At 64.5% G+C, this 24,608-nt stretch carries 20 protein-coding genes and 1 other RNA gene; 1 reads left to right on the forward strand and 20 read right to left on the reverse strand.

Annotated features, from left to right (window positions below; all coding sequences use genetic code 11):
- Positions 1-156: 156 nt before the first annotated feature.
- The 4 genes from AAGT95_RS18650 to AAGT95_RS18665 form a co-directional block, all read right to left on the reverse strand.
- Complete coding sequence (locus AAGT95_RS18650; RefSeq protein ID WP_110602384.1) at positions 157-1,110, reverse strand: Nudix family hydrolase; 954 nt, start codon at positions 1,108-1,110, stop codon at positions 157-159.
- Between the two features lie 78 nt (positions 1,111-1,188).
- Positions 1,189-2,397: a bifunctional glutamate N-acetyltransferase/amino-acid acetyltransferase ArgJ gene (argJ, locus tag AAGT95_RS18655; protein WP_342594758.1), complete on the reverse strand. Its 1,209-nt coding sequence runs from the start codon at positions 2,395-2,397 to the stop codon at positions 1,189-1,191.
- 48 nt (positions 2,398-2,445) lie between these two features.
- Positions 2,446-5,193, reverse strand: coding sequence for a preprotein translocase subunit SecA (gene secA / locus AAGT95_RS18660; protein ID WP_342594759.1), 2,748 nt, complete (start codon positions 5,191-5,193; stop codon positions 2,446-2,448).
- An 87-nt stretch (positions 5,194-5,280) separates the two neighbouring features.
- The gene (locus tag AAGT95_RS18665; protein ID WP_342594760.1) at positions 5,281-5,628 is read right to left on the reverse strand and encodes a hypothetical protein; all 348 of its coding nucleotides are present in this window, start codon (positions 5,626-5,628) and stop codon (positions 5,281-5,283) included.
- A 146-nt stretch (positions 5,629-5,774) separates the two neighbouring features.
- Here AAGT95_RS18665 and AAGT95_RS18670 point away from each other — a divergent pair, with 146 nt between their 5' ends.
- Positions 5,775-6,176: a DUF721 domain-containing protein gene (locus AAGT95_RS18670; RefSeq protein WP_342594761.1), complete on the forward strand. Its 402-nt coding sequence runs from the start codon at positions 5,775-5,777 to the stop codon at positions 6,174-6,176.
- 133 nt (positions 6,177-6,309) lie between these two features.
- On the opposite strand, the gene lpxC is transcribed toward AAGT95_RS18670, so the two are convergent.
- The 16 genes from lpxC to rsmI form a co-directional block, all read right to left on the reverse strand.
- Entirely contained in the window at positions 6,310-7,221 is a 912-nt protein-coding gene (lpxC, locus tag AAGT95_RS18675; RefSeq protein WP_110602376.1) for a UDP-3-O-acyl-N-acetylglucosamine deacetylase, read from the reverse strand.
- 114 nt (positions 7,222-7,335) lie between these two features.
- A complete protein-coding gene (gene ftsZ / locus AAGT95_RS18680; RefSeq protein ID WP_110602374.1) occupies positions 7,336-8,505 on the reverse strand; it encodes a cell division protein FtsZ in 1,170 nt (389 codons plus the stop codon).
- A 30-nt stretch (positions 8,506-8,535) separates the two neighbouring features.
- Complete coding sequence (gene ftsA, locus AAGT95_RS18685; RefSeq protein WP_110602373.1) at positions 8,536-9,807, reverse strand: cell division protein FtsA; 1,272 nt, start codon at positions 9,805-9,807, stop codon at positions 8,536-8,538.
- A gap of 340 nt (positions 9,808-10,147) precedes the next feature.
- On the reverse strand, positions 10,148-10,867 hold the full coding sequence (locus AAGT95_RS18690; protein WP_342594762.1) for a cell division protein FtsQ/DivIB: 720 nt from the start codon (positions 10,865-10,867) through the stop codon (positions 10,148-10,150).
- A 94-nt stretch (positions 10,868-10,961) separates the two neighbouring features.
- Positions 10,962-12,371, reverse strand: coding sequence for a UDP-N-acetylmuramate--L-alanine ligase (murC, locus tag AAGT95_RS18695; protein ID WP_342596549.1), 1,410 nt, complete (start codon positions 12,369-12,371; stop codon positions 10,962-10,964).
- Between the two features lie 34 nt (positions 12,372-12,405).
- A complete protein-coding gene (gene murG, locus AAGT95_RS18700; protein WP_110709844.1) occupies positions 12,406-13,491 on the reverse strand; it encodes an undecaprenyldiphospho-muramoylpentapeptide beta-N-acetylglucosaminyltransferase in 1,086 nt (361 codons plus the stop codon).
- On the reverse strand, positions 13,488-14,699 hold the full coding sequence (gene ftsW, locus AAGT95_RS18705; RefSeq protein WP_342594763.1) for a putative lipid II flippase FtsW: 1,212 nt from the start codon (positions 14,697-14,699) through the stop codon (positions 13,488-13,490). The genes murG and ftsW overlap by 4 nt, the downstream gene beginning before the upstream one ends.
- Positions 14,693-16,111 carry a UDP-N-acetylmuramoyl-L-alanine--D-glutamate ligase gene (gene murD, locus AAGT95_RS18710; protein WP_425356034.1) on the reverse strand — a complete coding sequence of 473 codons (1,419 nt, stop codon included), beginning with the start codon at positions 16,109-16,111 and terminating at the stop codon, positions 14,693-14,695. The genes ftsW and murD overlap by 7 nt, the downstream gene beginning before the upstream one ends.
- Positions 16,112-16,115: 4 nt before the next feature.
- Entirely contained in the window at positions 16,116-17,198 is a 1,083-nt protein-coding gene (mraY, locus tag AAGT95_RS18715) for a phospho-N-acetylmuramoyl-pentapeptide-transferase (protein WP_110602368.1), read from the reverse strand.
- Between the two features lie 9 nt (positions 17,199-17,207).
- Positions 17,208-18,563 (reverse strand): UDP-N-acetylmuramoyl-tripeptide--D-alanyl-D-alanine ligase, encoded by a 1,356-nt coding sequence (locus AAGT95_RS18720; protein WP_342594764.1) that lies wholly within the window; start codon positions 18,561-18,563, stop codon positions 17,208-17,210.
- Positions 18,560-20,113 carry a UDP-N-acetylmuramoyl-L-alanyl-D-glutamate--2,6-diaminopimelate ligase gene (locus AAGT95_RS18725; RefSeq protein WP_342594765.1) on the reverse strand — a complete coding sequence of 518 codons (1,554 nt, stop codon included), beginning with the start codon at positions 20,111-20,113 and terminating at the stop codon, positions 18,560-18,562. Before AAGT95_RS18725 ends, AAGT95_RS18720 begins: the two co-directional genes overlap by 4 nt.
- Positions 20,110-21,828 (reverse strand): penicillin-binding protein 2, encoded by a 1,719-nt coding sequence (locus tag AAGT95_RS18730; protein ID WP_342594766.1) that lies wholly within the window; start codon positions 21,826-21,828, stop codon positions 20,110-20,112. Before AAGT95_RS18730 ends, AAGT95_RS18725 begins: the two co-directional genes overlap by 4 nt.
- The gene (ftsL, locus tag AAGT95_RS18735; RefSeq protein ID WP_110602363.1) at positions 21,825-22,154 is read right to left on the reverse strand and encodes a cell division protein FtsL; all 330 of its coding nucleotides are present in this window, start codon (positions 22,152-22,154) and stop codon (positions 21,825-21,827) included. Before ftsL ends, AAGT95_RS18730 begins: the two co-directional genes overlap by 4 nt.
- A gap of 8 nt (positions 22,155-22,162) precedes the next feature.
- On the reverse strand, positions 22,163-23,143 hold the full coding sequence (gene rsmH / locus AAGT95_RS18740; RefSeq protein WP_110602390.1) for a 16S rRNA (cytosine(1402)-N(4))-methyltransferase RsmH: 981 nt from the start codon (positions 23,141-23,143) through the stop codon (positions 22,163-22,165).
- A gap of 32 nt (positions 23,144-23,175) precedes the next feature.
- Positions 23,176-23,526: RNase P RNA component class A (gene rnpB, locus AAGT95_RS18745), an RNA gene on the reverse strand.
- Positions 23,527-23,692: 166 nt separating this feature from the next.
- Positions 23,693-24,547 (reverse strand): 16S rRNA (cytidine(1402)-2'-O)-methyltransferase, encoded by an 855-nt coding sequence (gene rsmI / locus AAGT95_RS18750; protein ID WP_110602361.1) that lies wholly within the window; start codon positions 24,545-24,547, stop codon positions 23,693-23,695.
- Positions 24,548-24,608: the final 61 nt, after the last annotated feature.

Genomic DNA, 24,608 nt, shown 5'->3' on the forward strand with positions numbered 1-24,608 from the left:
ACGAGGACGCCGCACCCAATGGGTGCGGCGTCCTCGTTTTTGGCTCGTAGCTCTTAGCTCGTAGCTCGTAGCTCTTAGCTCTTAGCTCTTAGCTCTTAGCTCGTAGCTCGTAGCTCTTAGCTCTTAGCTCTTAGCTCGTGGCTCGTGGCTCGTGGCTCAGGAGTCGTTACGCCAGAAATCGCGAATCGATGCGATGCCCTGGGCCCCGACGGCCCGCGCCTGATTCGCATGGTGACGCGTCATCCCGCCCAACGCGAAGACCGGCATCGCCGCCATCTCCACCATCTGCTGGAAATCGTGCCACCCGATCGTCACCGCCTCCGGGTGCGACGGGGTCGGCGCCAGCGGCGAGAGGGTGACGAAGTCGCAGTCGATCTGCCCGGCCTGGGTCAGTTGCTCCTCACCATGCGTCGAGGCGCCCAACCACTTGTCGCTGGGGACCGGGCGCCGCTTGAGCTCCATCAGCCTGGCACTGGTCAGATGGATACCGTCGGCATCGACCCGCTGCAGCCACTCGGGGTCGGCGTTGAGCAGCAACTTGGCACCATGGCGGCGGCAGAGCGCCAGGGTCTTCTCGGCGCGGGCCTGGTAGGCAGCATCATCGAGCCCCTTGGCACGCAACTGCACCAGACGAATATTGTCCTCTTTCAGAGCACGCTCGAGCCGGTCGAGAAAGACGGCGTCGTCCGCCTCCTCAGCGGTGATGAGATACTCCTGGGGCAGCGCCACCGCGCGCAGAATCGGCAGATTGGCCGCCGGAAAGGCGTAACTGGTCAGATCGTCGACCTCGACCCAGCGCACCGGTTGCCCTTCTCTCCCGTACGGGTCGCCTTCGTACTCGCGCACCTGCCAGACATCCAGCAGGATGTGCTTGTCGGCGTATTCGTGATGCACGCGAATCAGCGGCTGGGCGCGCAGGATCTGGATGCCGAGCTCTTCGCTCAGCTCCCGCTTGAGCGCCTCGAAGCCGGTCTCGTAGGGGGCAAGCTTGCCCCCCGGGAATTCCCACAGACCGCCCTGGTCGACCGTCGCCGGACGCCTGGCAATCAGCACTCGCCCGTCGCCTCGGATGACGGCGGCAGCCGCTACATGGACCCGTCTCTTGATCATCTTGCTAAGTCTCTCGCACCACTTCAGTGTTTGACGGCGATATCCGGCTTCGGGATAGCGCTCTCCGTCAGAAAGCGTTCAACTGCGGTAATCCGCGTTGATCGATACGTAATCGTGGGACAGGTCCGATGTCCAGATCGTGGCGCTGGCATCGCCGCGACCGAGGCGAATGCGAATGACGATCTCTTCCTGCGCCATCACCCGACTCCCCACCTCTTCCGTGTAGCTGTCGGCGCGACCGCCATGCTCCACCAGGCGTTCTCCACCGAGATCGATGATGACGCGCTCGACATCCAGATCCTTCACCGGCGCACGCCCGACGGCAGCCAGGATTCGACCCCAGTTGGCATCGCTCGCGTAGAGCGCGGTCTTGACCAGCGGCGAATGGGCGACGGTGAACGCCACCGCCCGCGCCTCGTCGACGCTCTCCGCCTGCTCGACCTGCAGCGTGACGAACTTGGTCGCCCCCTCTCCATCGCGGATAATCGCCTGCGCCAGCTCGACGAGCACCGATGTCAGCGCGTCGCGGAACCGGCGCTCATCGTCGGCCGACTCAATGCGCGGACCGCGACCGGTGGCGATCAGGGTGCAAGCGTCGTTGGTGGAGGTATCCGAATCGACGGTGATCGAGTTGAAGGAGACCTGCACCGCCTCGCGCAGCCACTGCTGGAGCCGCTCCTGATCGATCGCCGCATCGCAGGCAACGAAACCGAGCATGGTCGCCATGTTGGGCTGGATCATGCCGGAGCCCTTGCTGATGCCATTTATAGTGACCGTGCCACCGCCGAGCTCGACCTGGGCCGACGCGCCCTTGATGCGGGTATCGGTGGTCATGATGCCCTCGGCGGCGAGCGCCCAGCCCTCGGCATCCCGCGCGGCCAAGGCGGCGGACAGCGCGTCCGTGATCCGACTCACCGGCAGCGGCTCTCCGATCACCCCGGTCGAGAACGGCAGCACGTGCTGGCTCTCGACGCCGGCCAGCGCCGCCAGGGCGCGGCAGCATGCCTCGGCATCGTCAAGCCCCTTCGCGCCGGTGCCCGCATTGGCATTGCCGGTATTGATCAGCAGGAAACGTGGCGTCGTCTGCTGCAGGTGATCCCGAGCGACGTGCACGGGTGCGGCGCAGAATGCGTTGCGGGTGAACGTGGCAGCGACGGAGGCGCCCTCGGGCACCTCGATCACGACCAGATCGCGCCGGTCCGGCTTCTTGATACCCGCCATCGCGGTACCCAGGCGCACACCCTCGAGCGCCGGCATCCGGGGAAACTGTGATTTACCTACGGCCATTCCATTCTCCTCGGCGAGCACGGACCCTGCCCGTGCCCTTGGCCATTCTCAGCTCAGCGCACCATGGCACTGCTTGTACTTCTTGCCGGAACCGCACGGGCAAGGATCGTTGCGTCCGACCTTCGGGCCTTCACGGCGAACCGGCTGGGCACCATCCTCGGCCGGCGCGGCTTCCGTCTCCGCTTCCGCCCCTTCGGCCGTCTGCTGGGCAGCGGCGACCGCGTCCTCATGGACGGACTGGCTGGCCGCCTTCTCCCGCTCGAGCGCTTCGCGACGCTGACGCTCCAGGTCCTCGACCTCTTCCTGGCGACGCACCTGCACGTGGCTCAGGATGCGGGTGACGTCATGCTTGATGTTGTAGAGCAGGGACTGGAACAGCTCGAAGGCTTCGCGCTTGTACTCCTGCTTCGGGTTCTTCTGGGCGTAGCCGCGCAGGTGGATACCCCGACGAAGATGATCCATCGACTGCAGATGCTCCTTCCAGCGCGTATCCAGCACCTGCAGCATGACCTGCTTCTCGAAGCGCTGCATCATGTCGACACCGATCGCATCGACCTTGGCGCGATACTGCCCCCGATGCTGGTCCAGCAGGCGCTGGCGCAGCACCTCCTCGTTGAAGTTGTCGTCCTCTTCCGCCCACTGCACCAGCGGCAGGTCGATATTGAACTCCTGCTTGAGCTGATCCTGCAGCCCCGCCAGTTCCCACTGCTCCGGCAGGCTCTGCGGCGGCACGTAGTCGGAGATCGTCTGCTCGAGCACTTCGTCGCGGATGCTGGCGACATTGTCGGAGATCTCGTCGGCGGCGAGGATGTCGTCCCGCTGCTCGTAGATGACCCGGCGCTGGTCGTTGGAGACATCGTCGTACTCCAGCAGCTGCTTACGGATGTCGAAGTTGCGGCCTTCGACCTTCTTCTGCGCCCGCTCGACCGCGTTGGAGACCATCTTGTGCTCGATGGCTTCGCCCTCCTCGAGCCCGAGCGCGCCCATCAGGCGTTGCACCCGGTCGGAGCCGAACAGCCGCATGAGGCTGTCTTCCAGCGACAGGAAGAACCGCGTCGAGCCCGGATCCCCCTGACGCCCGGCGCGGCCACGCAGCTGGTTGTCGATCCGCCGCGATTCGTGCCGCTCGGAGCCGATCACGTGAAGGCCACCGGCCTCGAGCACGGCATCGTGGCGCTGCTGCCACTCAGCCTTGATCGCTTCGATCTGCGCCTCGCTGGGGTCCTCGAGCCTGGCGACTTCCGCTTCCCAGTTGCCGCCGAGCACGATATCGGTACCCCGGCCCGCCATGTTGGTGGCCAGCGTGACGGCACCGGGGCGACCCGCCTGGGCAATGATCTCGGCCTCGCTGTCGTGCTGCTTGGCGTTGAGGACGTTGTGAGGAATCTGCTTCGCCTGCATCAGCTTGGAGAGATACTCCGAGGTCTCGATGGACGCGGTACCCACCAGCACCGGCCGCTTGGCCTCGCGCTGGGTGTTGACGTCCTCGATGATCGCGGCGTACTTCTCCTCGGCGCTCAGATAGACCAGATCGTTCAGATCCTGGCGCGCCAACGGACGGTTGGTGGGGATCACCAGCACGTCGAGGCCGTAGATATGGTTGAACTCGAAGGCCTCGGTATCGGCAGTACCGGTCATCCCGGCCAGTTTCTCGTAGAGGCGGAAATAGTTCTGGAAGGTGGTGGATGCCAGCGTCTGGCTCTCGCGCTGGATCGTCACCCCCTCCTTGGCCTCCACCGCCTGATGCAGACCTTCCGACCAGCGGCGCCCGGGCATGGTACGACCGGTGTGCTCGTCGACGATCACCACGTTGCCGTCCGAGACGATGTAGTCGACATCGCGATGGTAGAGGCAACGAGCCCGCAGCGCCGAATGGATATGCTGCAGCAGCCCGAGATTCTGGACCGCGTAAAGCGAGTCTTCCGACTTGAGCAGGCCCGCCTCCCGCATCAACTGCTCGACCTGCTGGTGGCCCTCCTCGGTCAACTCCACCTGCTTCTGCTTTTCGTCGATCAGGAAATCGCCGGTGGTCGGGTCCTCTTCGTCGGTACACTGATTGAGCTGCTTGGAGAGCGCGTGAATCGTGCGGTAGAGCTCGACGTTCTCCTCCACCGGGCCGGAGATGATCAGCGGCGTGCGCGCTTCATCGATCAGGATCGAGTCGACCTCGTCGATGATCGCGTAGTGGAGCGGTCGCTGGACCTTGTCCTGCAGCGAGAAGGCCATGTTGTCGCGCAGATAGTCGAAGCCGTACTCGTTGTTGGTCCCGTAGGTGATATCGCAGGCATAAGCCTGCTTCTTCTCCTCGTTCGGCTGGCCGGAGGCGATGACCCCGACACTCAGGCCGAGGAATTCGTAGAGCGGGCGCATCCAGTTGGCGTCGCGGCTGGCCAGATAGTCGTTGACCGTGACCACATGCACGCCTTTCTCCAGCAGCGCGTTGAAGTAGACCGACAACGTCCCGACCAGGGTCTTGCCCTCACCGGTCTTCATCTCGGCAATCCGGCCCTCGTGCAGCGCCATGCCGCCAACCATCTGGACATCGAAATGACGCATGCCGAGGACGCGCTTGCTCGCCTCGCGGACGGTAGCGAACGCTTCCGGCAGCAGGGATTCGTGCTTCTCGCCATCGGCCAGGCGTCGGCGAAACTCGGCGGTCTTGGCCTTGAGTGCCGTGTCATCGAGCGCTTCGAACTGGGCTTCCAGCTCGTTGATCGCCGCGACCTGCTTGCGCATGCGCTTGACGTCGCGGTCGTTCTTGGACCCGACCAGCTTGTGTAGTATTGCATTCAACATGATCTATTCCTGCGTGCCCCTGAGGCAGCCATGCGACGACGAAGTCGGCACCGGCTACCGGTGATGATGAGATAGCGATAGCGGTCATCAGGCAGGCACGGGCGGGCCTCGGCGGGACAGGACGTCCAGGGCGGCGCTGGGGACAACCAGGGGTTCGAGGTGGGCTCGCTTCGGCTGCGGCAAGGGGGCCATGGTGCGCGGATGCAGGGGGCGCTTGGCGGCGATGCGCGCGACCCGCCGGGACTCGGCCCGAATGGCCTCCGGGGCCATCAGGTAGACTTGCGTCAGGCGCTCGGCCAGCCGCATCGCCTCGGCATGCATCAAGCCCGCAGGCAGCAGGCAGCCGACCAGCACACTGGCCAGCCACCAATGGGCTCGCTGCCGGGGGCGCCAGATGGCGCCACGCTGACCGGACTGCGCTTTGACCGAAGTCATGCTGTCGACGAACTCCGCGCCGTGATAGGTTTAGCGGGTCTTTCCCCACCGCGTGCAAGCCGATGAGTATAAAGGCTAAGCGTTTACGAGCCCAGCCCGTTTCCCGACTCCTTGAGCAACCGGGGGGATTGGGCGACGTGATGCGCATGGCGACGTTGATCGAACGCGCCCAGAACCACCTGAGACGGCAACTCCCACCGGACGTGGCCGAGCATCTCTATGTCGGCGGCTACCGCAACGGCGTGCTGACGCTGATCACCGACCGCGCCGCCTGGTTGACGTGGCTGCGTTACGAACAGCCTCGCCTGCTGGCGTTGCTGCATCAACTGCCCGGGTTCGAGGCGGTCATGAAATTCTCGCTGAAGGTGCGCCCGATCCGGCCGGTCAAGGCGCTACCACGGCAGACGCGTCGACTGTCGCCGGCCGGCGCCGACGCCCTGTCCCACTGCGCGGAGGGCCTGGAAGACTCTCCGCTAAAGCGCTCGCTGAATCGCCTGGCCTCACACGCCCAGATCACACCGGAATCGAACGACGACTCCGCGACCTGAACCGGAGCGCACGCTCATCCCCGCCATCGCGCTGACTGACTAGGCACCGAAGCATTCGCCGTCCACAAACGACGACGCCGATCCTGGGATCGGCGTCTAATTCAGCGACAAGAGCCGAAGCTCTCGGGAAGGCTCAAGCCATGGCTGGGGCGGCGTAGGAGATCGGCGCCGATTGCGAGGTCTCCTCGAAAGTCACGATCTCGTAAGCCTCCGGGTGGGCCAGCAACTCACGGCAGAGCTGATTGTTGAGTCCATGGCCGGACTTGTAGCCCCGGAACTCACCGATCAGGCTGTAGCCGAGCTGATAGAGGTCGCCGATCGCATCGAGCATCTTGTGCTTGACGAACTCATCGTCGTAGCGAAGGCCATCCTGGTTCACGATGCGGTAGTCGTCGACGACGATGGCGTTGTCGAGACTGCCCCCCAGCGCCAGGTTCTGCGAGCGCAGGAACTCCAGGTCGCGCATGAAACCGAACGTGCGCGCTCGCGACACCTCCTTGACGAAGGAAGTCGTGGAGAAATCGACCGTCGCGGTCTGCTTCTGCTGCTCGAAGACGGGGTGATCGAAATCGATCGCGAAACTGACCTTGAATCCGTCGTGGGGCAGGAACGTCGCCTGCTTGCCATCGTCGTTGACGGTCACTTCGCGCTTGATACGGATGAACTGCTTCGGCGCCGACTGTTCGGCGATACCCGCCGACTGGATCAGAAAGACGAACGGACCGGCGCTGCCATCCATGATCGGCACTTCGGGGGCACTCAATTCAACGTAGGCGTTGTCGATACCCAGGCCGGCGAATGCCGACATCAGATGCTCGACAGTGGCGACCTTGACGCCATCCTTGGACAGCGCCGTGCAGAGATTGGTGTCGGTAACGCTTTCGGCGTGTGCCGGGATATGCACCATCGGATCGAGGTCGGTGCGCACGAAGACGATGCCCGTATTGGGCGCCGCGGGACGCAGTGTCAGATACACTTTTTCTCCGGAATGGAGTCCTACGCCAGTGGCGCGGATCGTGTTCTGCAGCGTTCGTTGTTTGATCATGGGCATCGACCTGACAGTCAAATGGTTTGGAAACGGTGTTCACTATAACACCAAACCATGGGCCCACCAACCATATCGATGTGACAAAATGATGATGGGCAGTCAATTAGTCTATCAATCCGCCTGACGACGCAAGAAAGCCGGGATGTCGAGATAGTCGTCCATATCCGACGTCTTGCGCTTCTCCTGCTGGGACTTCTTCGCCGCGGCCTCCTGCTCCGCGCGCGCGGCCTGCTGACGCATGACGGCCGGCTGCTGAAGCTTGCGGTAATCGGTCGTTTCCGGACGCGAAGCCGCCGTTTCACGGGGAACGGCCTTCTCCTTCTGGGCATCCAGTCCCGCAGCGACGACGGTTACCCGCAGTTCGTCGGACATTTCCATATCGATGGCGGTACCCACCACGATAGTGGCGTCCTGGGAAGCGAACTCCTGAACGGTCGCGCCCACATCGTTGAATTCACCGATGGAGAGATCCGGACCGGCGGTGATGTTGACCAGAATGCCTCGCGCACCGTGCAGATCGATATCTTCGAGGAGCGGGCTGCGAATGGCTTTCTCGGCGGCTTCCCGGGCACGATTTTCCCCCGTCGCGGCACCGGTCCCCATCATCGCCATCCCCATCTCGGACATCACCGTGCGCACGTCGGCGAAGTCGACGTTGATGATACCCGGGCTGGTGATCAGCTCGGCGATACCCTGAACCGCCCCCAGCAGCACATCGTTGGCGGCACTGAAAGCGGTCAGCAGGCTGGCATTCTTGCCCAGCACCGAGAGCAGCTTTTCGTTGGGGATGGTGATCAGCGAATCGACGTACTCGGAAAGTTCCTTCATCCCCTCTTCGGCCGCGCGCATGCGCTTCGGCCCTTCGAACGGGAACGGACGAGTGACGACGGCGACAGTCAGAATGCCGAGTTCCTTGGCCACCTGAGCGACCACGGGCGCTCCACCGGTACCGGTGCCGCCGCCCATGCCGGCGGTGATGAAGATCATGTCCGCGCCCTGGAGCATCTCGGCGATGCGGTCACGATCCTCCATGGCTGCCTGGCGGCCGACATCGGGGTTCGCCCCGGCCCCCAAGCCCTTGGTGATCTCGCCACCCAGTTGAAGAACGGTCTTGGCCGCCACGCGCTTGAGCGCCTGAGCATCGGTGTTGGCGCAGATGAACTCGACGCCTTCGATGTTACTCTCGACCATGTGGTTGACGGCGTTGCCGCCGCCGCCGCCGACACCGATGACTTTGATGACTGCACTACTAGAAGGTGCGTTATCTACCAGTTCGAACATTGCCCCGTCTCCAAGACCGCTTGCGGCCTGTCAGAAATTTCCTTTAAACCAGCCTTTGAGTCGCTCCAGCGTCGAAACCTCATCCCTGGTTGCGCGCCGGGGAAGTGAGTCTTCCCTTAGAGGCTGGGCTGATACTGCGCGAGAGTGCTTGGCGTCTTTCATTCCGTAGAGTAGCAAACCTACCCCCGTCGAATAAATCGGGTTACGTACCACATCCGCCAAGCCACGGACGTTGTATGGGCAAGCGATGCGGACCGGCATGTGGAATATCTCTTCCGCCAGCTCGACCACCCCCTCCATTCGAGAGGTGCCCCCCGTCAATACGATCCCAGCCGCCACGAGGTCTTCGTAGCCACTGCGACGAAGCTCCTCGCGCACCAGCGTGAAGAGCTCTTCGTAACGTGGTTCCACGACTTCCGCCAGAGCCTGCCGGGAGAGATCCCGAGCCGGCCGGTCGCCAACGCTCGGGACCTTGATCATTTCGTCGCTGCTCGCCAGTTGCGTCAGCGCACAGGCGTATTTGACCTTGATGTCCTCGGCGTACTGAGTCGGCGTGCGAAGCGCCATGGCGATATCGTTGGTCACCTGATCGCCGGCGATCGGAATCACGGCGGTGTGCCGAATGGCGCCCTCGGTAAAGACGGCGATATCGGTCGTCCCGCCACCGATATCGACCATGCACACGCCGAGCTCCCGCTCGTCCTCGGTCAGCACCGCGTGGCTGGAGGCCAGCTGTTCGAGAATGATGTCATCCACTTCCAGGCCACAGCGGCGAACGCACTTCTCGATGTTCTGGACGGCGTTCATCGCGGCAGTCACCAGGTGAACGCGAGCTTCGAGGCGAACGCCAGACATCCCCAGCGGCTCGCGAATACCCTCCTGGGTATCGATGGCGAACTCCTGGGGGATCACGTGCAGCACGCGCTGCCCTTCGGAAATGGCGCGTGCACGGGCGGAATCGATGACACGATCGATGTCGGCAGGCGCGACTTCCCGCTCCTTGATCGCCACGACGCCATCGGAATTCATCGAACTGATGTGGCTGCCAGCGATACCGACGTAGACCGAATGGATGTCGCAGCCTGCCATCAGCTCGGCTTCTTCCACGGCGCGCTGAATCGACTGAACGGTTGATTCGATATTGATCACGACACCCTTTTTCATGCCACGCGAGGGGTGTGAACCAATCCCGGCAATTTCCAACCCGCCATCATCGGTGGGTTGCCCCACGATGGCGACCACCTTGGATGTTCCGATATCCAGCCCGACCACCATATTGGAAGCGTTGGATTGTCCTGCCATAGGTCGGGGTCGCTCCTCAAACTTCACCGATAAACCGGATAAAAATGGGCCAACAAAGATTCGTGCTTATTATAGGAACAAGACGACCCTTTTCACCAGCCCATTGCTGAAACAAAAGCCACATTAAGCCCTTTTTCTTTAAAAGGGAAATAAGGAAGGAGTGTGGCCGCTATTAACCCGGTGTGAAAACAGCGGCCCTTCGGCGATAGCAGGGGTTAAGCGCACAGTCCGGAGGGTAAGAAGCCATCGCTCGCGGCACCCTCATCTTCTCAGATCGCGATGCCGGAAGCGGCGCCAGCCGCGGGATCCAGCGCGACTTCCAGCCCCGGATGGCACCGACCTAGTGGTTGGAGTCGGCGGCCGTTTCGCCGTGTCTCGCCACCGAGACGCCATTGGGATAACGAAGATCGATGTAGCGTATCTGCGACGCCTCCTGTCCCAACTGTCGTTTCCATGCGGCAATAAAACGAGCCAATCGCGCGTCCAAGTCCGTCCGGCCGAGAATAACCCAGACACCATCATTGATCTGAAAGCGCCAGGCGCCGCGTGGCTCGAGCCTCAACTGCGTGATCGAAAGGCCAAGGTCGGAAAGGGTACGGCGCAGGGAGTCGTAGTAACCCAGGACTTCGCGCCCCGTCCCATCGGGCCCACCGAGATCGGGAAGACGACGCCCAAGATCGCTGACCGGCCCCGGCGAGAACGGCTGCCCACGGTTGTTCAGCAGCAGTTCGTCGTTCCAGCGCGCCACGGGATCCTGCTCGTAAAGCACGAAGCGCAGGGTGTTGGGCCACTCGCGAGAGACGGTGACTTCCCGCAGCCAGCCAATCTTGCGCGCTTCGGTGCGCAGGTCGCTCAAGGAGAGGGAGAGCCAGGTATGGCCGCGCACCAGAGGGGCCAGCTCTTTCTGCAAATAAGCGGCACTGACGTAGTTCAGGTCACCGCTGATCGAAACCCGGGCGATCGGCTTGTCCAGCCACAACCACAATGCCCTGCCGCCGGCACCGATGAGGACGACGATCATGAGTATGCCGAGCAGCGTACCCCGCGCGCTGGAGTTCATGACGCCCGCCCTGCCGAGGCCTCGGCCCCGCACCGCTCGCAACGCTTCGGTCGCGCCATGACGCACCCGCTCTCTTCCGGCAAGACCATTAGCCTCAAAGGACCACCTCGTCGAGCTTGAGCGCACAATGCGCGAGCCCTTGGGCAATACCGCCGATGTCACCGGCCCCCTGGGTGATCAGGATGTCGCCAGGGCGCAGCACGCGTGCGAGGATCCCCGGCAACGCCGACTTCTCCTCGATGAATAACGGATCGACCTGACCACGCTGGCGAATCGAGCCCGCCAACATCTTTCCTTCCGCGCCGGGAATCGGTGCCTCGCCGGCGCTGTACACGTCGAGCAGCAACAGGGTATCGACACCGGAAAGCACCCTGACGAAGTCTTCGTAGAGGTCTCGCGTGCGGGTATAGCGATGAGGCTGATAGATCATCACCAGCCGACGCTGCGGCCAGCCGGCACGAACGGCGCGAATCACCATCTCGACTTCGCGCGGGTGGTGGCCGTAATCGTCCACCAGCATCACCTCGCCGCCCTGCGGCAACGGATAGTGGCCGTGGACCTGGAAACGGCGACCGACCCCGCCGAACGAGGCAAGGCCCCTGACGATATCGTCGTCGCCGATACCAGCGTCGGTGGCCACCGCGATCGCCGCGAGCGCGTTCAGGGCGTTATGGGTGCCCGGCATCGACAGGGTGATGGCCAGCGCCGCGAAATCGGCGGGACGTTCGGCGACGAACCGAATGGTATCGGCGGTCTGTTCGAAGTCCCGAATACGATAATCGGCGTCTTCGCTGAACCCGTAAGTGACGAATTGGCGCTGAACCTGCGGCAGCAATTCCCGTACGTTGTCATCGTCGAGGCAGAGCACGGCCCGACCGTAGAAAGGCAGATTGTGCAGGAATTCGATGAAGGTCGTCTTCAACCGGGAAAAATCGCCGTCGTAAGTCGCCATATGGTCGGCGTCGATATTCGTCACGATCGCCGTCATCGGCTGCAGATGCAGGAACGAAGCATCGGACTCGTCGGCCTCGGCAACGAGGAAGTCCCCGGCGCCCAGGCGGGCGTTGGTTCCCGCACTGGTCAGCTTGCCGCCGATGACGAACGTCGGATCGAGCCCCGCCTCGGCGAACAGCGTCGACAGCAGGCTCGTGGTCGTGGTCTTGCCGTGGGTGCCGGCAACGGCGATACCGTGACGGAAGCGCATCAGCTCGGCGAGCATCTCGGCACGACGCACCACCGGCACGCGGTGCTCGCGCGCCCACTGGATTTCGGGGTTGGTCGGGTCGACCGCCGTCGATACCACGATCACGTTGGCACCTTCGGCGTTGACCGCCGCATGGCCGATGGCGACACGGATGCCACAGTCACGCAGATGGTGGGTGACCGCCGACTCCCTCAGATCACTGCCACTGACTTCGTAGCCTTCGTTGGCCAGCACCTCGGCGATGCCGCACATCCCAGCCCCGCCGATGCCGACGAAATGAATGCCTCGGATGCGTCGCATGCCGAGATGCGATCGCGCCGGACGCGTCTGAATGCTATCGCTCAAAACCGATCTCCATGCAGCCGTCTACCAGGCGCTCGACGGCATCGAGGTGGGCAACCCGACGTGCCTGAACCGCCATTCTCGCCAGCACGACAGGCTGCAAAAGTGACTCGAGCACCGCCTGTAAGCGTTCAGGGGTGAGCTCGGCCTGCTGTATCAATTCCGCGCCACCGGCTTCGACGAGGTGACGCGCGTTATGGGTCTGGTGATCATCGACGGCGTGCGGGAACGGCACCAGCAGGGCGGGCTTGGCCGCCGCGGAGAGTTCGGCGATGGTCAGGGCGCCCGCTCGACAGACGATGACGTCCGCCCAGTCGTAGGCGACAGCCATGTCGTCGATGAAAGCGCTCACCTCGGCCTCGACGCCCGCCGCTCGATAGGCCTCCCGCGTCACGTCATCCTTGTCGCGCCCTGCCTGATGACGCACCTGCGGGCGCCGTGCGGGATCCAGCCCCGCCAACGCGACGGGCAGCTTCTGATTGAGGGACTGTGCCCCGAGGGACCCCCCCAGGACCAGCAGTCGCAACGGCCGGTCGGCCATCTGCTCGTCCGTCCGGGGCGTCTCCCCCAGCTGTGCGATGTCGTCGCGCACCGGGTTGCCGACCACCTCGGCCTTGGCCGACGGGAAGGCACCAGGGAAGGCGGCGTAGACCCGCGTCGCCAGATGCGCCAGGGATCGATTGGTCAATCCGGCAATGGCGTTCTGCTCGTGCACCACCAGCGGCTTCCCGCTCAGACGCGCAGCCAGGCCTCCGGGGCCACTGGCGAAACCGCCAAGTCCGACGACGAGTTGCGGGTCGAAGCGCTGTATCACCCGCCGGGCCTGCCAGATCGCGCGACTCAACCGCCACGGAATCGCCAGCCAGCCACTCAGGCCATTGCCCCGCAACCCGGAAACCGCAATGCGATGCAACGGGATGTCGGCAGCGGGAACGAGACGGTTCTCGATGCCCCGGGGACTCCCCAGCCACTCGACCGTCACCCCGCGCTCACGCAGGGCCCTGGCCAGCGAGAGCGCGGGCACGACGTGCCCACCGGTACCGCCCGCCATGATCAGAACGCGCCGTGCAGCACTCATGGGGTCGACTCCTCGGCCTGGGGGCCTGGCTGTGCAGCGGGCCCGGCCTTGGGCTCCGCTCGGCGCTGCAGCCGCCTGACCTCCGCGTCGACGCGAAACAGGATGGCCATCATGACGCCACTGATGATGAGACTCGACCCGCCGTAACTCAGGAGTGGCAGCGTCAACCCTTTCGTCGGCAACATACCCGAGCTCACGGAGATGTTGATGAATGCCTGGGCGCCGATGACCAACGCAATGCCGTAACAGAGGTAGGCCGCGAACGGGATACCGATCAATTCCGCCTTGCGCCCGATCCTGAAGGCTCGAAAGACCAGCAGGGCGAAAAGCAGGATCACCGCCATGGCCCCGAACAGACCCAGCTCCTCGGCCAGCACGGCAAACACGAAGTCGGTGTGCGCCTCCGGCAGGTAGAACAGTTTCTGGACACTGTTGCCCAGCCCCAGACCGAACCAGTGCCCCCGCCCGAAGGCGATCAGCGCCTGGGTCAGCTGATAGCCGGTGTTGTACTGATCCGCCCAGGGGTTGGCAAAGCTGGTGATACGCTGCAAACGATAAGGTTCCGCCACCGCCAGCATGACGGCACCCGACCCCACCACGGCCAGAATCAGCAGAAATCGCCACAGCGGCGCGCCGGAGAGCAGCAACATGCCCATGACGCAGCCGGTCAACACGACGACGGCGCCATAGTCCGGCTCGAGGATCAGCAGAAAGCCGATCAGGGCCATCACCGCCAGCGGCCGCATGAAGGCGCCCCAGGTGCGACGCACGTCCGGCAGGTAACGCTCCAGATAGCCGGCGATATAGACGATCAGGCACAGCTTGGCGACTTCCGAGGCCTGGATATTGATGATGCCGAGCGGAATCCAGCGCCGGCTGCCGTTGATTTCACGGCCGACGATCAGCACGACGAACAGCAGCAGCAGTGCCACGATCAGCATCATCGGGCCTTTCTGCCGCCACCAGTCCAGAGGCAGGCGCACGGCGACGAGGCCGACACCGATCGCGGCGAGCACGAAGATGCCGTGACGAATACTGAAATAGTAGGGGTTGCCGGTCAGGCTCGCGGCGATCTCGGTAGATGCCGAGGTCACCATCACCCAGCCGATCAGCATCAGCGACAGCGTCGCCAGCAGCAGCCAGCCGTCGAACGACTGATGCTTGGTGGTCAATCGCGCCTGGGACGTCTTCATCATGGCCTTCAGCATGCGGCTTCCTGCCCTTGTCCGAGCGGTCCTTGATCCAGCAGGGCGCGGAACGCCTCGCCGCGCGCCAGGTAGTTGGGGAACTGGTCGAGACTCGCGCAGGCGGGCGACAGCAGTACGCAGTCCCCCGGCTCGGCGATCGCCGCTGCGCGCCGCATGGCTTCTGCCAGCGTACCGACCCGCCAGATGGCGACTTGCGGTTCGAGCGCGGCCGCCAACTGCGACGCATCCTGACCGAAGACGATCGCTTCCCGCGCATAGTGTGCCAACGGTTCGGCCAGCGGCGTGAAGTCGGCGCCTTTGCCGACCCCACCACCCAACCAGACCAGCTTGCCGGTCAGCGTCTGCCCGACGCCGGCGATCGCCGCCAGGGTCGCGCCCACGTTAGTGCCTTTGGAGTCGTTGATCCAGCACACCCCATTGCGCTCGGCGACGATCTCGCCACGGTGCGGCAGGCCGGCGAAACCGGTAAGGACGCTCCGCATCACCTCCCGGGAGATCCCGATGACATGCCCGATCGCCATCGCTGCCAGCGCATTGGCCTGGTTGTGACGCCCCGCCAGACGCAATTCGCCGACCGGCATCAGCGGCTCGCGGCCATGGCAAAGCCACTCGCCGGCCTCGCCCGCCACCGCCGAGATCCCCCACTCGCCTTCATTGGGAGAATGCGTGGTGAAACGCTCGCAGCTCAACGACGCCTGCTCCGGCCAGGTGGCCGCATCATCCGCGTTGACGACGGCATGCGCGGCGCCCTCGAAGATCCGCGCCTTGGCCCGGCGGTAGCCAGCCATGTCGCCATGGCGATCGAGGTGATCCGCCGAGAGATTCAGAAACGCCGCGCAGGCCGCCCCCAATCCGGCGAGCGTTTCCAGTTGAAAGCTCGACAGCTCCAGCACGAACAGCTCCGCCTCCTGGTGATCGATCAGCAGATCCAGCGCGGCATCCCCGAGATTGCCACCGACCGCGACGCGCCTACCCGCCTGCCGCGCCATCTCACCCACCAGTGTGGTCACGGTCGACTTGGCATTCGAGCCGGTGATGGCGACGATCGGCGCCTCGCAGTGCCGTGCGAAGAGAGATATCTCACCGACGACACGATCCCGGACGACACCCAGGCCGGCGCGCTCGAGATCGACGCCGGGACTGACGACGATTTCGGCGAATGCCTCCAGGTCCAGCGACTCGAGGCTGCCCAGGTGAAGTTCGACCGCCGGATGGGCCGCGCGGAAAGCCTCGAGTCCCGGCGGCGCGGCGCGGGTATCGGCGACCATGAATCGCTCGCCACGGCGAGCCAGGAATCGGGCGATCGCACGACCGGAGATCCCTAGCCCGACCACCAGGGTCGACGGCCTCCCCGCGGTGGAAGGGGCTCCCGGAGCAGAGCCAGCCGAATCGACAGAGAGCGGATCGGTCATGGCTTCAACGCAGCTTCAATGTCGCCAGCCCCAGCAGGACCAGCATGACGGTGACGATCCAGAAACGCACGATGACCCGGGGCTCCGGCCACCCCTTCAGCTCGAAATGGTGGTGCAGCGGCGCCATGCGGAAGATGCGCCGACCGGTGAGCTTGTAGGACCCCACCTGCAGGATGACCGACACCGTCTCCATGACGAAGACGCCCCCCATGATGAACAGGACGATCTCCTGGCGCACGATGACGGCGACGATGCCCAGCGCAGCGCCCAATGCCAGCGCACCGACGTCACCCATGAACACCTGGGCGGGATAGGTGTTGAACCACAGAAACCCGAGGCCGGCCCCGGCGATGGTGCCGCAGAACACGGCCAGTTCGCCGGCCCCCGGCACCTCGGGTATATGCAGGTAGTTGGCGAAGAGCGCGTTGCCGCTGGCGTAGGCGAAGACCGCCAGCCCCATGGAGACCAGTACCGTCGGCATGATCGCCAAGCCGTCGAGACCATCGGTCAGGTTGACCGCATTGGAGCTACCGACGATGACCAGATAGCTCAACACGATGTAGAACAGGCCCAGCGGGATCACCACGTCCTTGAACAGCGGCACGATCAGACTGGTCTCCACCGGACTCGCCGCGGTGAAATAGAGAACCAGGGACGCGCCGAGACCGATCACCGACTGCCAGAAATATTTCCAGCGGGCCGGCAGGCCGCGCGGATTCTTCTCCACCACCTTGCGAAAGTCGTCGACCCAGCCGATCGCGCCGAAACCCAGCGTGACCGCCAGTACCAGCCACACGTAATGGTTGGTCAGGTCGCCCCACAGCAGCGTGCTGATCGCGATGGAGATCAGGATCAACGCCCCGCCCATGGTCGGTGTTCCCGCCTTGGACAGGTGGGACTGGGGGCCATCGTCCCTCACGGCCTGGCCGATCTGGCGTTCGACCAGGCGGCGAATCATCTGCGGTCCCATCCACAGACTGAGAAACAACGCCGTCAACGTGCCCAGGATCACGCGCAGGGTCAGATAGCCAAAAACATTGAAAGCACTTTGAAAATGGGTAAGCAGTTCAGCCAGAAAAAGCAGCATGAGTCAGATTCACCTTGAGGCATCATCACGCAGTACGGCAACGAGTCGTTCCATGCCGGCACTGCGAGAACCCTTGACCAGTACGCTGGCCCGGGAAGGAAGCTGATCCTGGGCGAAACGCTCTAGCGTCGCCCAGTCATCGAAATGACGGCCTTCGTTGCCGAAAGCCTCCGCTGCGGCACGGGCGGGTTCGCCGTACGTGCCGAGAAAATCGAGTTCGAGCTCGCTCGCCAACTGACCGATCTCGGCGTGCAGACGCTCGCTCTCGGCGCCCATCTCGCCCATGGGGCCGAGGAAACACCAGCGCGGCGCCGGCAGTGATGCCAGGGTCTCGAGTGCCGCGCGCATGGCGCCGGGGTTGGCGTTGTAGGTGTCGTCGATCAGGCGGCTATCACGCACCCCATCGATCACCTGCATGCGCCCCGGCATGCTCCGACACGCCTCGAGCCCGGCCACGATCTCCGCGGCATGGAGCCCCAGCGCCTGTGCCGCGGCTGCCGCGGCCAGCGCGTTGCGCACATTGTGTCGCCCCATCAAGGCCAGCGAGACGCGGACCGATGTCTCGCCCGGCAGAGAAAGCGTGAAAGCATAACGCCCACCCGCATCGCACACCAGATCACGGGCGGTGACGCTGGCGTCGCTCTCGATGCCGAAGTCGATCACTCGGGCACGTCCCGCCAGGGCTCGCCATACCGGAAAATAGCGCTCCTCCCGATCGAGGACCGCGCAGCCATCCGCGGCCAGGCCAGCGAGAATCTCTCCCTTGGCCTGAGCGATCTGGCCCATGCCGCCAAATTCGCCGACATGGGCCCCGGTGACATTGGTAATGATCGCCACCTGCGGCTTGGCCAGCGCGGTGGTCCAGGCAATCTCGCCGAGATGATTGGCACCCAGCTCGACGGCCGCGTAGCGGTGTTCGGCGCCAAGTTCGAGCAGCGTCAGCGGCGCGCCGATGTCATTGTTGAGATTGCCGCGGGTGGCCAGCGTCGGCGCTCGTCGCGACAGAATCGATGCCAGCATCTCCTTGACCGTGGTCTTGCCGCTGTTGCCGGTCACCGCAACCAGCTTGCCACCCCACTCGAGCCGGTGCGCCCGCGCCAGCAACCCCAGCGCGAGCCGAGTATCGGGCACCTGAATCTGGGCCAGGGGATCGGCGACCGGACGTGAGACGACAGCCCCCACCGCCCCTTTTTCACGCGCCTGGGCAAGAAAATCGTGGGCATCGAAACGGTCACCCTGCAGCGCCACCAGCAGATCGCCAGGCAGCAGCGCGCGGGTGTCGGTGACGACCCGGAGCACCTCGGCGTCGACGCCCGCCAGATCGGCACCGAGGCGCGCCGCAACGCCACTGAGTCTATCGCTCATGCGGACGTCTCCCGCAGGCGAAGGCAACGGCTCGCCACCTCGACATCGCTGAACGGCTGGCGGATACCGGCGATCTCCTGGTAATCCTCGTGGCCCTTGCCCGCGATCAGCACGATATCCTCGTCTCCCGCCGCCGCGACAACCCGCTCGATCGCCGCTTCCCGCCCCTCCACCGACAAGCTCTCCGCCCGAGCTTCCGGCGATAGCCCGGCCGCAATCTGGTCGCGAATGGCTTGCGGGTCTTCGCTCCGAGGATTGTCGTCGGTGACGACGATGCGATCGGCCAGCTTCTCGGCGATGGCCGCCATCAGGGGACGCTTGCCGCTGTCACGGTCCCCGCCACAACCGAACACGCACCACAGGGCGCTGCCTTGGCGGCCCGGCAGATGGTCACGCAGCGCGGAAAGCGCATTCTCCAGCGCAGCCGGCGTGTGGGCATAATCCACGACCACCACCGGCGCCTTGCCGGCGTCGTCTCGCGGCAGCCGTTGCATACGCCCCGGCACCGGCTGGAGCGCGGAGGCGGCTTGCCAGAGAGATGCCAGGGGATAGCCCAGGCCATGGAGCGTGGCGATCGCCAGCAGCGCGTTGTCGAGGTTGAAGCGCCCCATCAACGCCAGTTCGAGGACACCTTCGTTCTCCGGCGTGGCGACAATGGCGCGCAGACCGTTGGGAAGCGCTTCGCAATCGACGACGCGCAACGTGGTGGCCTCGCCGCCGCCGGTCGCCAGGACCCGAGTACCGTTCGGCAGCCCCGCCAGCATCAGGCGAGCCAAGGGATCGTCACCATTGACCACGGCCAGCCGAACCGAGCCCCGCCTGAACAGCCGGGCCTTGGCGGCGGCGTAGGCCGCCATGCTGTCGTGATAGTCCAGGTGATCGCGACTCAGGTTGGTGAAGACCGCGGCATCCACTCGGGTATCACCGAGTCGCTCTTGGGCCAGCGCGTGCGATGACACCTCCATGGCAACGATCTCGACCCCGTCGCTGGCCAGCTCGCCGAGCATCTGCTGCAGGGCCAGCGGGCCTGGGGTGGTCTGCACCGCGGCGCGAACGTCGCCGGGTCGGCCGTATCCCAGCGTACCGATCACCGCAGCCGGAGTGCCGAGGGCTTCCAGCAGCGTCGCGATGTAGTACGTGACCGAACTCTTGCCGTTGGTACCGGTGACACCAACCAGTTGCAGCGACTCCGGCACCGCAAAAAGCCGTCGACCCAGCGCGGCCAACCGGGACGTCAATCCGGGCAGGGCGAGAACGCGCTCGTCGGCGGCCCACTCTTCCGCCAGCCCTTCGGCCTCGCAGAGCACGCCGGTGGCCCCGGCATCGAGCGCCCTGGAGATGAACTCGCGTCCATCGACACTGACACCCGGCACCGCCAGGAACAGGTCGCCCTGCTCGACCTGCCGACTATCCTGCGTCAGCGTCACTTCGGCTGTCGCCGAAAGCCAGGCGGCGAGTCGCTCGGGCGGCGCAGGCTCATCCGAAGACGCGGCGACATCGGGCCATAGCTCGGTCAGCGCGGTCGCGAGCCGCGCGGCATCGATTCTCATGGCGCGGTTTCCTTCTGCGGCGCATCGGGCGGCACGTCGAGCAGACGCAAGGCGCTGCCAACGACGCGGCTGAAGACGGGAGCGGCGACCAGGCCACCGTAGTAGTCGCCCTTCTTGGGATTGTCGATCATCACCACGGTGACGATACGCGGATTCGAGGCCGGGGCAATACCGGCAAACAGCCCCCGGTACTCGGTCTCCTGATAGCCGGTACTGGTAACCTTGCGCACGGTGCCGGTCTTGCCCGCGATCTGGTAGCCGGGAACCATCGCCAGATGGCCACCGGCGTTGGGCTGCACGATCTTTTCCATCATCGCCAGTAGCTCGTGCGCCACCGTGGCCGAGATCACCTGCTCGCTCTCCGGCTCGCCGTTGAGCTTGAGCAGCGAGGGAGAAAGCCGCTTGCCATCGTTGGCGATGGCGGTATAGGCGCTGGCCAGCTGCAGCGGCGTCACGGCAACGCCGTAGCCGTAGGCCATCGCCGCCTGGGCGCTGCGCGGCAGATTGGTCGGCGATGGCAGGCTACCGCTATTTTCGCCAGGAAATCCGGTGCCGGGCGACTGGCCCAGGCCGAGTTCGCGATAGCGATTCCAGATCGCGTCCTTGGGCAACTCCAGCGCGATGTGGGACATGCCGATGTTCGATGAGTGAAGCAGGATGCCGGCTGGTGACAACTTGCCGTAGTTACGGAAATCGCGAATGGTATAGCCATCCACCACCATCCAGCCCGGCGAGGTGTCGATGATGCTCTCCGGCGTGAACTTGTCGGAAGCGAGTGCCGCCGACATGGCGAGCGGCTTCATCACCGACCCAGGCTCGATCGCATCGGTGATGGCCTGGTTGCGCAGCCCACGGACGTCGACGTCACTGCGATTGTTGGGGTTATAGGAGGGCAGGTTGGCCATCGCCAGCACTTCGCCGGTACGCGCATCCAGCATGACCAACGAACCGCCATCGGCGTCGTTGTTGCGGATTCCCGCCGCCAGTTCACGATAAGCCATGTACTGCAGGCGCAGGTCGATCGACAGCGTCAGGTCGCCCCCCGGCTTGGCCTCGTCAATCAGGTGGAGATCACGAACCAGATGCCCCTTGCGATCCTTCAGCACCCGACGCTTGCCCGGCTGGCCGGTCAGATAGCGGTTGTAGGCGAGCTCGAGCCCTTCCTGTCCCTTGTCGTCGACATTGGTCACGCCGACGAGCTGCGCCGCCACTTCCCCCGCCGGGTAATAGCGCTTGTACTCGTCACGCGAATAGACCCCAGGCATCTGCAGATCCAGCGCCGGCTTGGCAGCGGCGGGCGTCAGCTGGCGACGCAGGTACATGAATTCGTGGTCCGAGTAGCGGGAAATGCGATCCTGCAACTGCCCGGGATCCACCTTGAGCGCCTTGGCCAACAGCGTCTGCTGGATCGGATCCTTCGGCAGCTCCTGAGGGTTCGCCCACAGCGTGATCACCGGTGTGGAAATGGCCAGAGGATCGCCGTTGCGGTCGCTGATCATGCCGCGGTGAGCGCCGATGGTCTCGACGCGCAGGGTCCGAGCATCCCCCTGGTTCTGGAGGAAACTGCGATCGATGACCTGGAGATAGACCACTCGGCCGACAAGCGCGGATAGCGCGACGAGGATGACCAACAGCATGAACCAGTAGCGCCCGGCGCCCAGGGGGGCATCCGGCCGGCGAGTCCTGGCTGTCGCAGCGCGTCTGGACGCACTCATGGATGAATCACCTTCACTTCATCGACACTGGGGACACGCATGTCCAGCCGTTTACTGGCCAGTGACTCGATCCGGGCCGGAGAGGACCAGGTACTCTCCTCGAGCAGCAGCCGTCCCCATTCGGTCTGTAGCGAGTCGCGCTGGTTCTCCAGCTTCTGCAGTCGCGCGTACTGGACCCGGGTCAGGTGAGAGGTGCTGATGATGGCCAGCGCCGTTATCAGCAGCGCGATGATGACCATGCCCAGCAAAGCGGAACGCAGGTCCAGGCGTCGAGCGAATGGCCAGTTGCCCACTCCCAACCCATTGCGTCGTCCTTGAACGGCCATGTTGCTCCCTATTCCAGCTTCTCGGCGACGCGCATGACGGCGCTGCGTGCGCGAGGATTGGCGTCGACCTCGCTATCGCTGGCACGCATCGCCTTGCCTACCGGCTTGAGCCGCTTGTGAAGTTGATCCTCGCGTACCGGCATGCCGCGGGGCAAGTGCGTATCGCCTCTCGACTGATCCCGGATGAACCGCTTGACCAGTCGATCCTCCAGCGAATGGAAACTGATGACGACCAGCCGCCCTCCCACCGCCAGCGACTCAAGGGCCACATCCAGCGCGCGGGTCAGTTGCTCCAGCTCGTCGTTGAGATGAATGCGAATGGCCTGGAACACGCGGGTCGCGGGGTGCTTCCCCTTCTCCCATGCGGGATGGGCCGCCTTGACGATTTCGGCCAGTTGGTGGGTGCCGACGATCGGCGTCTCCTGACGCGCGGCGACGATGGCGCGCGCGATTCGTTTGGCGAAACGCTCTTCGCCGTAGGTCTTGAAGACCCGCGCCATCTCCTGGTCGTTGGTACGCGCGATCCACTCGGCCGCGCTGGTTCCCGAGGTCGGATCCATGCGCATATCCAGCGGCCCGTCGCGCAGAAAGCTGAATCCGCGACCGGGGTCGTCCAGTTGGGGAGAGGAGACGCCGACATCGAGCAGAATACCGTTCAACTGGCCTGAAACGCCGCACGCCTCGGCATGCCTGTCCAGTTCGGCGAACACGCCACGACACACCGTCAGGCGTGAGTCGTCGATTTCGGCGGCGACGGCCAGCGCGGCGGGATCGCGATCGATCGCGATCAGCCGACCCTGGTCATCGAGTCGCGAGAGAATCGCTCGGGAGTGTCCTCCACGCCCGAAGGTACCATCGAGATAGACACCAGAGGATGACTGCACGAGTGCGTCCACCGCACCGTCGAGCAACACGCTGGTGTGGCGAAAGTCGGAACGATTCGCCGCACCGCCCTGGGGTGCCTGTGGAGCCTTGTCGCGGTGCAGCATGCGTGTCTCGGTGTTGAACGGCAAAAAATCGGAGAGGGAGTCGGCCGATAAGCCGGGTTCTGTCTAAGACAGTCATTCATCTAGGAAACGCGTCGCCACGTTTCTCGAGCAACCTACCCGGATCCAGCGCGGGCCGCGCCAAAGGATCCCTATTTGGTCTTGCTCCAGGTGGGGTTTACCATGCCACGCACTGTTGCCAGGCGCGCGGTGCGCTCTTACCGCACCCTTTCACCCTTACCGGCAGCGAATCGCTGCTTAGGCGGTCTACTCTCTGCTGCACTAGCCGTCGGCTTGCGCCGCCCAGGCGTTACCTGGCACCTCGCCCTATGGAGCCCGGACTTTCCTCCCCCGGACATGCCGGCGGCGACTGTCTGGCCGACTCCCAAGCGCGCAAGAATAACAGCCCCCCGAGACCCTCTCAAGGCAGCATTGACGAGTCGTGCAAAAGCTTTTGTCACCGCCGACAAACCGTCTCCAGACACCGACACCGATTCGGCGCTGGCGACAACGAGATCGACGCCCGAATCCCGGCAACGGGACGGTGCTGGCTCAGGCCTCCGACTTGATCGACAGCGCCATCTGGTACCAGTGCTTGCGCCGCCCGCCCAGCAACCGGACCGCGATCGCCGCCGCGCTCTTGACCGCCACTTCTTCCGCCAGCAATGCGCGAAGCAGGACCTCGCCCTCGGCATCGTCGGCGGACGCCTCCTTCGGCGGCGACCCCGCCAGCATCACCACGAACTCGCCCCGCGCCTGGTCGGGATCGGCATCCATGATCGCCAGCAACTCGCTGGCCGACCCCTCCAGCAGGGTCTCGAAGGTCTTGGTCAGCTCACGCGCCAGCACCACCTGGCGCTCGCCGACCACCGCGGCAAGATCATCCAGCAGATCGCGAATCCGGTGAGGGGATTCGTAGAACACACGCGTCTCTTCCCGCCAGGCGCCCGCCTCCAGCCGCTTCCGGCGCGCCCCGGACTTGGCCGGCAGAAACCCCTCGAAGGTGAACCTGTCCGTGGGCAGACCGGCAGCACTCAGCGCGGCAACCAGCGCGCAGGGACCGGGGACCGGCACGACCCGGCAGCCGGAACGGCGAAGTTCCCTGACCAGCACGAACCCCGGATCGGAGATCAGCGGCGTCCCGGCATCGCTCACCAGCGCCAATTGCTCGCCGCGGAGAAGACGTCTTCGCAGCTGATCCACACGAGCCGTCTCGTTGTGCTCGTGCAGCGAAATCAGCGGACGCTCGACGCCCAGGTGCCGAAGCAGACGCTGGGTGTGACGCGTGTCTTCTGCGGCAATCGCATCGACCTCCGCCAGGACGCGCCCGGCCCTCGCGCTCAGATCCTCGAGATTCCCAATCGGCGTGGCGACCACGTACAATACGCCTTCCTTTGTCTCGCTCATTCGGTACCATCCGGATTAACGTGCATTCAGAGATCGATGACCGCCAGCGGTGGCGTCGGTG

It is taken from the genome of Salinicola lusitanus (assembly GCF_038648475.1).
In the GTDB taxonomy this organism is placed as follows: domain Bacteria; phylum Pseudomonadota; class Gammaproteobacteria; order Pseudomonadales; family Halomonadaceae; genus Salinicola; species Salinicola lusitanus.